This window comes from Novosphingobium sp. BL-S-32 (genome assembly GCF_056857055.1).
The window spans coordinates 1280125-1291874 of the sequence record NZ_CM166477.1; the positions used below are offsets into that span (position 1 = coordinate 1280125).

Sequence of the window (11750 nt, forward strand, 5' to 3'; positions counted from 1 at the left end):
CCACCTTGGGGACGGGCTCAGTTCCACGCCGCGTTTAGAAACCGCGGCGCAGGGTAACAAACCACTGCCGCGGCGCGCCGGTCAGCAGGGTCTGCGAATCCCCGCTGTTGGTGAAGCCGTTCGAGCCCACCGTCGAGACGTACTTCTTGTCGGTCAGATTGCTCACCGAGACTTCGAGAGCGACGCCCGAGAGATAGCCATGTCCCTCCGGCACTTTGGCACCAAGCGACGCATCGAGCAGGAAGCGGCCGCCCACCGAAACGTCGTTGGTATAGCTGTAGTAGCGCTTCGACATGTAATTGCCGCCGATGCGGCCGAACAAGATATCGCCGGTATAGGCGAGTTCGGCCGAGGCGATGTGGCGCGGGCTGTCGGGCACGGTCTTGCCCTCGGTATTCACGACGGCGCCGGTCCCGTCGACAACGTCATCCTGATATTCCGAGACGTTGTAGGCGTAGGACGCCGTGGCGCTGAAACCGGCGGGCAGTTGCACCGTTGCCGCAGCTTCGAAGCCGTACGTCTGAACCGAGCCGACGTTGGCCAGAATGCTCGGGCTGCCGACGATGCCGGGACCGGAGCTGATCGCCAGCAGGCGGTTCTTGAAGTCCACGTAGTAGCCCGCGAGCGATCCCTGGAACGGACCTGAGCGGAAGCGCGCGCCGCCTTCGACGGTTTGCGAGGTTTCCGGCTTCAGCGTGCCACTGATTTCGTCGAAACCGGCCTGCGTGGTCGAGAACGGACCCGATGTCACCGCAGAAACGAAGGCGCGCATGTTTTCGGTGTAGCTGGCAAAGAGTTCGGCCTTCGACGATACCCGGTAGACCGCGCCGATTTGCGGCAGGAACATGTCGTTGGCCTTGATCCGGCCCGAGGGATAGCTCGACTGGACGATCGGATTGGCCTTGTTGACAACGTCGATGCCCTTCCAGCCACCGCTGATGGTCAGCGCATCACCCACGTCGATTGTGTCGGACACGTGGTAGACGAACGTGTTGGTCTGGAACTTGTAATCCCACTGCGTAGCGAACGGGTCGGACTGGAATTCCAGCGAATCCCGCGAGCTGCCGTCGAGCGTATTGTCCAGCGCGTAGTAGCGGCGGGCCTGACGGAAATTGTTGCCCTCATACCAGGCGCCCAGCTCCAGCTTGTTGAAGCTGACATCCCAGTTCAGCGTCGCGATCGCGCCAGCGCGCTTGATGTCGTATTCGGTCGTGCGCACCGAAAGCGGCGCGCCGGTCGGGCTCGGCAAATAGGGCGTCCACCAGAGGCCCTGACCATGGTTGTTGTGGTAGTACGATTGCAGCGAGAAACGCAGCGGCCGATCAACCGGGGTCTCGAACTTGACGCTGCCCAGCCAGTCCCGGCGCAGGCCGGCGGCATTGTAGTAGGCATCGTCAACGGTTTCGATCGGCGCAGTGAAGGCGGTGCCGTACATCGGGAAAGGCAGTGCCGTGCCGGCAGCGGCGGCGAGCTGGTTCTGATACACCGCGGCCGTGGAATAGGCCGCCTTCCAGTCGGGCGCGAAATTGTCCCACTTGTAGCCGAGGCGATCGATCATCGCCTTGGACAGATCCTGATAGTCGTTCTCGCGGCGGTCCGAATAGTTCACCCAGGCGGTGAGGCGTCCGGCGCCAAGGTCGCCCACCAGCTTCGCATTGACCTGATCCTGCTTCTGGGCGCCATCACCCTTCCACTTGCCAGCGTCCATGTGGGCATAGGAAACGTAGGCGCGGAACGGGCCCATGTCGCCGGTTTCTCCGCGAATGAAGGCGCGCACGGTATCCTCGCTGCCGTAGGTTGCGCTGGCGACGACATCGAGATCATGGCCCGGATCGCGCGAGTTGAACAGCAGCGTGCCCCCCAGATTGGAGGTGGAGGCCGTGCCCAGCGCACCGGCGCCCTGGCTGACAGTGACGTTGCCGAGGTTTTCGGAGATGATGGCGCGGCTTATGTGGAGCCCGTTATAATTACCGTAGCTCATGTCGCCCAGCGGCACGCCGTCGAGCGTGAAGCCCAACTGGTTCTGGTTGAAGCCGCGCAGCGAGATGCGGGCCGACCATTCATAGCTGCCGAAGGCATCGGCCGACTGGAAGTTGACACCGGGCAATTTGGCGATTGCCTTGAGCGGCGAAGTGCCCGGTGTCAGCAACGCGATATCCTGTGCATTGACAGTCTGCGTTTGGCGGGTTTCGCCGAAACCGAGGACGACAATCTCACCCGTGGAGCCTGTGGCGGCGCCATCTCCGGAAGGATCTGCGGGAGCGTCGGCCGCATTATTGTCCGCCGCAAAGGCAGGCATGGCAACGGCGCAGGCAAGAAACGAGACGCCTGCCGCAAGCAGGCGAGATACGTGAACCGTCTTCATTGAGAGAGAACTCCACCCTGAAACCGACGGGGGAATTCCACCTGTTCGGCGACATACCGATGACAATCCCATGTCATTTTCACGAAAACGGATGGTATTTCATTTTTACAGGATGGGGTTGCATGGGGGCAACACAGGGAAATTTAAAAATATGACTTGAGCAATGCATCAGTACGACAGTGTTGCGTCGACTTTATCTCGTTTCAGTCACATCCCCCTTTCATCGGATGCCAAGGGAACTGCCGAAAATGAACTATTTCGAACACGCGGTCGCCGCCCTGATCCTGCAGGTGATCATCGCGCGTCTCACCGGCAGTTGGTGGACCGGCGCGGCCTTGGCTTCGGGTTACTTCATCGGCCGCGAGATCGCACAGGCGGAGTACCGTTGGATCGAACTCTATGGCCATGGCTTGAGGGCCAACATGCCCTGGTGGGGGCCGCTCGACTTGCGCGTCTGGCCCAAGCTCGATCAGTGGGTCGACTGGATCGGCCCGGTCGCAGCGACCTGTCTTCTCGCGACGTTCGCGGGAAGGCGGCGATCGTAGCGAATGAATAACCGTTTCTCAGCGTTGGAGAGCCTGCACCTTACCGTGGTTCACCAAGTCTCATCCTGATTTTTGGACATTCCGGGCGAGGCACTTCTTTATCGAGATCAAGCAATGCGATAGAGGCTGTTGATGGCTCCCCCCGCCCAACTCCGCCTTGAATCTGCGTGCCGGCCTGGCACCGCGTCATGAGTGCAGCCGGTTTTCGCGGCCCCGCTCGCGGTCTGTTCGTCGCCACGATCCTTGTCGGGAGCTTCCTGCTCTTCCTCGTTCAGCCCATGATCGCCCGCATGGCATTGCCGCGTCTCGGCGGCGCGCCGAACGTCTGGAACAGCGCCATGCTGGTCTATCAGGCGCTGCTCCTGGCGGGATATGCCTATGCCCACTGGCTTGGCAGACTGTCGCTGCGCAGGCAGGCGGCAGTGCACCTTTCGCTGCTGATACTGGCAGGCCTGACGCTGCCGGCCGGGCTGACCGGCATGACGCGGATTGCCGGGCTTCCCGAGGAATTGTGGGTGCCGCTTTTGCTCGGCCTGTCGATCGGCCCGGTATTCTTCGCCGTATCGGCACAGGCGCCGCTGATGCAGCGTTGGTTCGCCGCGGATCCGCGTGCGGGCGAGCCTTGGGCGCTCTATGCGGCCTCGAATCTGGGCAGTTTTGCGGGGCTTCTTGCCTATCCGCTGCTCGCCGAGCCCCTGTTGAGCTTGCGCCAGCAGAGCATTGCATGGACGGCCGGATTCGTGCTGCTGGTCCTGCTCGTCGCGCTCGCCGCCGCGAGCCGATATGCCCTGCCCGATCAGCGCGCCGCGAGTGTCGAGGCGCCTGAAGAGGCGCCGATCGGCTGGCGCACCGTGGTCCTGTGGCTGATGCTCTCCGCCGTGCCCTCGGGGCTGATGCTGTCCACCACAACCCACCTCACGACCGATATCTTCGCGATGCCGCTCCTCTGGGTGATCCCGCTCGGCCTCTATCTGCTGAGCTTCGTCCTCGCCTTTGCCGATCGGCGCGCACCGGCCCATGCGGTGAGCCGGTGCGCGCCCGTCGTCGTGCTCTTCGCGGGCAGCTACGCGATGGTGTCAAACGGGTCGGGCGGACTGTGGATGGCCGGGGCGACTTGCCTCTTGCTGTTCTGCGTGGCGACGGCCCTGCATGCGCGCCTTTACGACTTGCGACCGGGCCCGGCCCATCTCACACGGTTCTATCTCGCGCTTTCGGCGGGCGGCGCGCTGGGCGGATTGTTCACGGCGCTGCTCGCACCGATGGTGTTCGACTGGGCCTGGGAGCACCCCTTGCTGGTGCTGGCCGCCGCGCTGCTGATGCCGCTTGAGCCGCTGCTGCGCTGGAGCGAGAGTGAGAGCATCGATTCCGGCCCCTTGCGCATCGCGCTCGGCCTGTTGCTCGCCTTCGCAGCGTTTCTGGCGTGGCAGTTGGACCAGTATGCGCTGCGCCCCGATGACGTGCTGATCGCAACGATGCTGACGGTGTTTCTGGTGGGCACCGGTCTTATGGTCATGGCGTGGCGCGGCGCGTTCCTTGCCGTGCTGGCCACGGCGATGGTTGCGCAGGGCGGCATCTGGACGATCCGCGCGACGCTCGCGGGAGACCGTACGCGCAGCTATTTCGGCATCTATACCGTGCACGACCGGCAGGACGAGAGGCTCCGCACGCTCGCGCACGGCACCACGCTGCACGGCGAGCAATCGCTCGATCCCGCGCACGCGCATGACGCGCTGACCTATTACGGCCCCGGTTCCGGCGTGTCACTGGCGCTTGCCGCGACCCCAGCGCTTCAGGGGCCGCACGCCCGCGTCGGCGTGGTGGGGCTTGGCACCGGCTCACTCGCCTGTCGATCGCAGCCGGGTCAGCACTGGACCTTCTTCGAGATCGATCCGGTGGTCCTGCGTTTCTCGACCTCCGGCCGCTTCACGTTCCTCCGCGATTGCACGCCTGACGCCCGCGTCGTCATCGGCGATGCTCGGCTGGAACTTGCGAAACTGCCGCCGGCCTCGTTCGACGTGCTGGTGATTGACGCGTTCTCTTCCGACGCGATTCCGATGCATCTGCTGACGCGTGAGGCACTACAGGTCTACCTCAAGGCACTGAGTCCGCGCGGGCTGCTCATGCTTCATATCTCGAATCGCTACATCGATCTGGCCCCGGTGGTCGGCGCCAATGCCCGCGATGCCGGTTTGGCGGCCCTCTCGCGGCTCGACATTCCGGCTGACACCGACCGCTACACGCCGTCGCGCTGGATCGCCCTTTCCCGCGATGGCGCGGTACTGGATGCACTGGCGCGGCACAGACCGGATGCGCCATGGACCGTGCTGAACGAGCACGCGGCGCGGCCATGGACGGATGACCATGCGTCAATCCTCCCCTTCATCCGCTGGGACCGGCTTGGCAGTTTCTGATGGCACATTGTCGCCTGCCGAACACGGCCGGCAGACAACCAGTGCCGCGCAAGCGACGAGCCGCGAAAGCCGCGCCGAATCGCATTGACAGGACTTTGTCCACTAGTATGGTTGAGAATATAGAGCGGTGAGTTTCCCGCCGCCCCGGCCGCAAGATGAAGTGGCCGCGAAGTAGCGATTATCCGGTGCGGGTCGACCTCGACAGCACGCAAGCCGATTACAGAAATCCCGCCGCCAAGGCAGAGCTTTGCGGCCTGACGATACAAATTCAGGCCCACCCGTCTCGCGGCATCCGTTTCACGACAATTGCAAAGAGAGAGGAGATACGGCGCATGGAACAGAACGATTATCACGTCCTGCCGCAGGGCGATCGCTGGACAGTCACTCTCCACGGCGTTGCCCTTGCAGTGTTCGCCGATATGAAGGCGGCGCTGAACCGGGCGATCGACATCGCCCATCAGGCCGGCATGGCCGGTCACGAGGCCAAGGTACTACTCATAGACCCGTTCCGCACCTCCAACGACGCGCCCAAGTGGGTCTTCGGCCGCCACCCTTATCCGCCAACCGCCTGATCCGGGGCCCTTCTCAGAAGGGGCTTTCTCAGAGACGCCGGCGGCGGCGCGAACTTCCGCATTCGTGCCGCCGCCGGTACTGGCCCGCTCTGCCGGGCCATTTGCGCATCAGTGCGAGGCTGCGCCCTCGAAACAGTCCAGCGTAACCCGGTCTCGGCCGTACGACTTGCTCTTGTAAAGCTGCGCGTCGGCTGCTGCGATCCAGTGGTCCGGAGTCATGCCGTCCCGGCAGCGCGCACAAGCGACGCCGATGCTCACCGTTACTTGCGGGCCGATCCGCGAGGTCTTGTGCGGGATGCAAAGGGCATCGACCTGCCGCTTGATTTCCAGCGCCACTTCGCCTGCCGACACCGGGTCTGCGCCCGGCAGCGCGCAGAGGAATTCCTCGCCGCCATAGCGGGCCGCCTTGCCGTTCAGGTCACCACTCAGGTTGCGGATCGCCCGGGTCAGTGCCGAGGCGATCATCATGATGCACCTGTCGCCGGCCTGATGCCCGTAAGTGTCATTGAACTGCTTGAAGAAATCGATGTCGACCATGATGACCGACAGCCATTCGTCGCTCCGTGACAGTCGTCCGCAATCGGCGGCAAGGTCTATTTCAAGGTGGCGGCGATTGTTCAGCCCGGTCAGTGCGTCGGTAACCGCCATTTGCGCAAGCCGGTCGCGCATGCGCTTGAGTTCAACGTGGTTGGCCACACGCGCGCGCAGCAGCGCAGGCTGCACCGGTTTGGTGATGTAATCGATTGCGCCGAGCGACAGCCCGCGCATTTCAGCCTCGGTATCGCCAAGCCCAGTCGTGAAGATCACTGGCACATCGGCCAGCAGGGGATCAGTCTTGAACTTGCGGCAGGCCTCGAACCCGTCGATGCCCGGCATGACCACGTCCAACAAAACCAGGTCCGGCTGCACGGCGCGCGCAACATCCAGCGCATCCTCGCCCGAACTGGCGAAGCACACGTCGTAGTCGTCCTCCAGCGCGGCATTCATGATTTCGATATTTGCGACATCGTCATCGACAATCAGGATCGTCGCCTTGGTCACGGAATATTCCTTATTGCGACAGGATCGGAGGTCACCGGCTGAATGTCAGCACGGTCGTCGATGCGGTCGACAAGTTCCAATGCAGCTACATAGTCAAGCCGCTGCAAGGCATGACAGAGTGGGTGATTCTGCCGTTCGGCTTCCAGCAGGCCTGAGGCCCGCGCGAATTCCTCATAGGCGTCGCGCGCCCGAAGGCTGCGGCGCAGCAGCAATCCGCGCAATTCCGCGAGCGCACGTGCCGCGCGTTCGGGATCGGCAGCGGAAGCTTCGGTGCGGTCTTCGCCGGATTGGCCATCAAGACCCCGTGCGGCGGCAATGGCAGGCTGCAATGCCGCGTCGAGCGCATCAATTTCGGCGGGTACGGACGCGATGTCATCCGCTTCGAACAAGCGTTCAATCTCCGAGGCGCAGGATTGTACCGTATGGAGGCCAAGAGCCCCGGCCACGCTGCGCAGACCGTGGGCGATCCGGCGGGCCTCCCACGGCTCGTCGCGAGAGAGCGCGCTGCGCAAGTTCGTCGGCACGGCACCATAATCGCGGCCGAAACTGACGATCAGGCGGCGCAGCAGCGCGGCCTTGCCGCCGACCCGCTCCAGCGCGGCGGGAAGATCGAATGGCGCGAGTTGCTCCGGCAGTACAGCCTCAGCGTCCGTCCGGCGGGCATCCGCTTCCGGCGCTTTGGCCGGCGCAGCCCCCACAGGCTTGAGCCAGCGGTCGAGCAGCGCCACGAGGGCGGCAGGTGAGACCGGCTTGGCGATATGATCGTCCATTCCAGCCTCGAAGCACTTGCGCTTCTCCTCATCGAAGGCATGCGCGGTCATGGCCAGTATCGGCAGCGTCCCGCGCGGCCATGTCTCGCGGATCCGGCGGGTTGCCTCCAGCCCGTCCATCTCCGGCATTTGCACGTCCATCAGAATGCCCGCGTAGCTGTCGCCCCGCGCACTGATGAGATCGCAGGCCATTCGCCCATTGATCGCCGGATCGACGATGAGCCCGGCCTGGGTGAGCAGTTCGGTCGCGATTTCGAGGTTGATTTCGTTGTCCTCCGCTACCAGCACGCGCTGGCCGCGCAAGTGCGGCTGCACTTGCGCCTGCACAGGAGCTGCCGGAGGCGCGGGCTTCATTGGGGCCGGCTCTTCCCCGGCGAAAAGCAGGGTAATCGTTTCCAGCAGGGCTTGCGGATCGATCGGCTTGGCCAGCACGGCAGAGATGGCGATCCCCTGCGCTTCGGCCAGCGCTTCGTCGACACTATAGGCCGTAAGGATAAGCGTAAGCGGCGGGGGCACTTCCACGCCGCGTTCCTGAAGGATGCGGGCGAGCGTGAGGCCGTCCATTCCCGGCATCTTCCAGTCGATCAGGACAAGATCGAACGGGTCGCCCTTGCCGCACGCGGCCGTGCAGGCAGCCAGGGCTTCCTCGCCGGAAGCGGCCAGGTCGATATTCATACCCCAATGGCCGAATATACCTTCGACGATTTCGCGCGAGGCCGAATTGTCGTCGACCGCCAGCACGCGCAAGTCGCGGATCTGCTCGAAGGATACCACCCTGCTCGCGGGAATCGCACCGGCTTCCGCCACCTCGAACCGGCAAGTGAAGGTGCTGCCCTTGCCCGGTGCGCTGGCGACGGCGATCGAGCCGCCCATCTGTTCGAGGATTTGCTTGCAGATCGCGAGGCCAAGGCCGGTGCCCCCGAAGCGGCGCGTCGTCGAATTGTCCGCCTGCGAGAAGGGCCGGTAGAGTGCGGCCTGTTGCTCGGCGCTCATCCCGATGCCGTCGTCGGCAACGACGAGTTCGAGCATGGCGTGCTTGCCCTCGCGCTCGACCACATAGACGCTGACCTCGACGCGCCCGCCCACCGAGAACTTGACAGCGTTGCTCAGCAGATTGAGCGCAACTTGCGCAATCCGCAGGGGATCGCCGCAGACTGCCTGCGGCACGTCCGGTGCGATGTGCGAGAAAAGGCGCACGCCTTTCGCCTGCGCCTCGAAAGCGACCAACTGGACCTGCTCGGCAATCGTCGCGCGCAAGTCGAAGTCTTGCATTTCCAGCACCAGCTTGCCCGCCTCGTTCTTCGAGAAGTCGAGGATGTCGTTGATCAGCCGCAGCAGCGAGGAGCCCGCGCCCTTGATCTTGTCCACGAAGTCGCGCTGGCGATCGTCGAGGCCGGTAAGGCCGATCAGGTGGCCATAGCCAAGGATTGCGTTCATCGGCGTGCGAATTTCGTGGCTCATGTTCGCAAGGAACATGCTTTTCACACGCGTCGCCTCCTCGGCCTCACGTGTGCGTGCTTCAAGCGCCGCATTCTTCTGGAGGATCTCGCTGCTCATGCGGCCGATACGCTCGAAACTGGCCACCAGCATGCCGTTGAGCCAGATCAGCACCGCTGTCTGGAACGCCACGATTCCGGCATGGAACAGCACGCGCTCTAGCGTTCCTTCCTGCGGGAACACCGCATAGGGCAGCAGGAACAACAGCAGCAGGTGATGCAGCCCGATGGCGAAGGCGGCCACAAGAATGGTCTCGCGATCAAGCCAGGCGATGGTCAGCGCCAGCATCGCGAAGAAGTACATGTGCATGTCCATCTGCCAGGGATGACCCCGCATCAAGAACAGCAGCAAGGCGACCTCGCCCATCAACGCGACGGCGGAAAGGTAGCGTGTGGCCGGTGCGGGCCCGTTCAGTGCCCACATGAGATGGTAGGAGCCCGCAAGCAACACACCGGCCAGCGCGGCGTTGAGAAGCGATTCGCCCTGAATTAGCGCCACCGTGACCAGCAGCGGAACATGGAGCCAGAGCAGGACGACCAGGAAGCGCCCGAACCTGGTGCGAAGCGCGGCGATCTCGTCTGTCATGTCGCGGTACTCGGCTTTTGGGGAGCGGCGCAGCCCAGCGGACCCGGCACCCGCCGGACAAATACGGCGCCCGCACGTTTCAGCGCCCGGCCAAAGCGGGGGTCAGTCGACGCGGCGATGACGATGTTGGAGAAGCCGCCCGGCCGCACCAACCGGCCACCCGAGGCGCGGATCAATCCTGTCGTGTGTCCGAGCGTCCAGCCCGGCGGCGCCACGACGAGATAGCCGTCGCCCTTCTCCGTACTGGCGAGCGAGGCGACGAGCAAACCCGCCACCAGCAGGCAGAGCATGATCATCGCAGGCAACAGATCACGCGCCCGCGCGTGCCGCCGGCTATTTGCGTGGGACTCACCCCCAACCTGATTTCCTTGCGTTTGCAATAGCATGGCACCCATCACCCCCCACAGGTGTGCAAGCTTAGCTAAGTAGCGGTGTTTCAATCGTAAATATAGTGTAGCCGCGACCTAAGCGGTCGGCAGGAAACACTTTTGATTTGCAAGCCCAAACGCGGGCTTGCCGCAGAAGCGCGGGCCGTACAGCGGCGGCTAGTCTTGTCGCAGCCGATTTTATCCACGGCCTATTTGCGCGCCGGCTCGAACGGGCGGATGTCAAAGCTGTGTGCCTGCCGCAAGGCCGGAAACAGCCGGGACCAGATCATCGTGACCGCGATTGCTCCGAAACCGCCCACGATCACCGTGGCGACGGGGCCGATCAGCGCCGCCACGAAACCGGATTCCGCTTCGCCCAGTTCGTTCGATGCGGAAATGAACAGGGATGAGACGGCCCCTACCCTGCCCCGCATATCCTGCGGGGTGGAAAGCTGGATCAGCGATTGGCGCACATAGACCGAGAACATGTCCGCCGCACCCGATACGGTCAGGCACAGCAGGGAGAGCGGCAACCACCGCGAGACCCCGAAGCCGACGATCGCCACGCCGTAAACCGCGACGGCCGCCAGCATCTTGATCCCGACCCCACGGTCGAGCGGCCGCCATGAGAACCAGAACGCCGAGAGCATCGCGCCGAGGGCAGGCGCAGCACGCAAGGTCCCGAGCCCGCTGGGGCCGATCATGAGGATATCATGCGCGAAGACCGGCAGAAGAGCCGTCGCACCGCCCAGCAGCACCGCCATCAGGTCCAGCGAAATGGCGCCGAGGATCAGCGGATGATAGCGAACATAGGCCACGCCCTCGATCATCTGCTGCCATGGATTGAGCGCGGCGTTTCGCTTCGATCGCGGCACCGGCGCGATCGCCATCAGGCAGCCGAGGCAGAGCGTGAAGAGTCCGGCGGCCACCGCATAGGGCAGCACCGGCCCGGCAGCATAAAGAAAGCCGACCGAGGCCGGACCGATGATCGCACCAAGGCGACTGGCGATGGCATTGGTGGCAATCGCTCTCGGCAAGACGTCGGCCGGGACCAGATCTGGCGCAAGGGCGTTGAGTGCGGGGCCTGCAAAGGCTCTGACGATCCCGAACGTTGCCGCCACGGCGAACAGCGCGCCCAGTGTCACCCCGTGACCGGCACTCGCATGGCCGGTGTTGAGCCAGCCAAGCAGTAGCGCGCAGCCGAGCTGAACCACGCTACACAGGCGCGCGATTACGCGCCGGTCGATATGATCGGCGGTCCATCCGGTCACGAGTACCAGCAGAAACAGCGGAATGAACTGTACCAGTCCGACTATGCCGAGCTGGAACGCCGCCTCTTTGATGCTGCGCGTGGCGCGGGCGACTTCGTAGACCTGCCAGCCCAGCACGACGACCATCCCGCCCTGCGCCATGGTCGTGCAAAGCCGCGCCACCCAGAACAGCCGGAAGGCTGGGAATGAGAAGGGATGCCTTGGCTGATTCATGCTCTCTCCGGCCAGAGCGGGTTCGCATCGCCGCTGGCAGCGAATGCCGGGGCTGACAAGCACGGGGGTGCGAAAAGCAATCGCTTGTGGGGGCTTTCTATATCCGAGGCCG

General features: G+C 63.9%; 8 protein-coding genes. 3 read left to right on the top strand and 5 right to left on the bottom strand.

Going from position 1 to position 11750, the window contains the following annotated elements; all coding sequences use genetic code 11:
* Window positions 1-34 precede the first annotated feature (34 nt).
* Window positions 35-2365, bottom strand: a complete 2331-nt coding sequence (locus AC1VVK_RS22170; RefSeq protein ID WP_482905354.1) for a TonB-dependent receptor — start codon at window positions 2363-2365, stop codon at window positions 35-37.
* A 248-nt stretch (window positions 2366-2613) separates the two neighbouring features.
* Here AC1VVK_RS22170 and AC1VVK_RS22175 point away from each other — a divergent pair, with 248 nt between their 5' ends.
* The 3 genes from AC1VVK_RS22175 (at window position 2614) to AC1VVK_RS22185 (ending at window position 5893) form a co-directional block, all read left to right on the top strand.
* Complete coding sequence (locus AC1VVK_RS22175; protein ID WP_482905355.1) at window positions 2614-2910, top strand: hypothetical protein; 297 nt, start codon at window positions 2614-2616, stop codon at window positions 2908-2910.
* 188 nt (window positions 2911-3098) lie between these two features.
* On the top strand, window positions 3099-5321 hold the full coding sequence (locus AC1VVK_RS22180) for a fused MFS/spermidine synthase (protein WP_482905356.1): 2223 nt from the start codon (window positions 3099-3101) through the stop codon (window positions 5319-5321).
* A 332-nt stretch (window positions 5322-5653) separates the two neighbouring features.
* Window positions 5654-5893 (top strand): hypothetical protein, encoded by a 240-nt coding sequence (locus AC1VVK_RS22185; RefSeq protein ID WP_132386185.1) that lies wholly within the window; start codon window positions 5654-5656, stop codon window positions 5891-5893.
* A 108-nt stretch (window positions 5894-6001) separates the two neighbouring features.
* Here AC1VVK_RS22185 and AC1VVK_RS22190 read toward each other — a convergent pair whose 3' ends face one another.
* The 4 genes from AC1VVK_RS22190 to AC1VVK_RS22205 all read right to left on the bottom strand — a co-directional run bounded on the left by AC1VVK_RS22190 (window position 6002) and on the right by AC1VVK_RS22205 (window position 11638).
* Window positions 6002-6934: a diguanylate cyclase gene (locus AC1VVK_RS22190; RefSeq protein WP_482905357.1), complete on the bottom strand. Its 933-nt coding sequence runs from the start codon at window positions 6932-6934 to the stop codon at window positions 6002-6004.
* The gene (locus AC1VVK_RS22195; RefSeq protein WP_482905358.1) at window positions 6931-9786 is read right to left on the bottom strand and encodes a response regulator; all 2856 of its coding nucleotides are present in this window, start codon (window positions 9784-9786) and stop codon (window positions 6931-6933) included. Before AC1VVK_RS22195 ends, AC1VVK_RS22190 begins: the two co-directional genes overlap by 4 nt.
* A complete protein-coding gene (locus tag AC1VVK_RS22200; protein WP_482905359.1) occupies window positions 9783-10091 on the bottom strand; it encodes a hypothetical protein in 309 nt (102 codons plus the stop codon). Before AC1VVK_RS22200 ends, AC1VVK_RS22195 begins: the two co-directional genes overlap by 4 nt.
* Window positions 10092-10363: 272 nt before the next feature.
* Complete coding sequence (locus AC1VVK_RS22205) at window positions 10364-11638, bottom strand: MFS transporter (protein ID WP_482905360.1); 1275 nt, start codon at window positions 11636-11638, stop codon at window positions 10364-10366.
* Window positions 11639-11750: the final 112 nt, after the last annotated feature.

Coding starts and splice junctions, on each gene's coding strand:
- AC1VVK_RS22170 (WP_482905354.1), bottom strand. CDS start 2,365: ATGAAGACGGTTCACGTATCTCGCCTGCTTGCGGCAGGCGTCTCGTTT.
- AC1VVK_RS22175 (WP_482905355.1), top strand. CDS start 2,614: ATGAACTATTTCGAACACGCGGTCGCCGCCCTGATCCTGCAGGTGATC.
- AC1VVK_RS22180 (WP_482905356.1), top strand. CDS start 3,099: ATGAGTGCAGCCGGTTTTCGCGGCCCCGCTCGCGGTCTGTTCGTCGCC.
- AC1VVK_RS22185 (WP_132386185.1), top strand. CDS start 5,654: ATGGAACAGAACGATTATCACGTCCTGCCGCAGGGCGATCGCTGGACA.
- AC1VVK_RS22195 (WP_482905358.1), bottom strand. CDS start 9,786: ATGACAGACGAGATCGCCGCGCTTCGCACCAGGTTCGGGCGCTTCCTG.
- AC1VVK_RS22205 (WP_482905360.1), bottom strand. CDS start 11,638: ATGAATCAGCCAAGGCATCCCTTCTCATTCCCAGCCTTCCGGCTGTTC.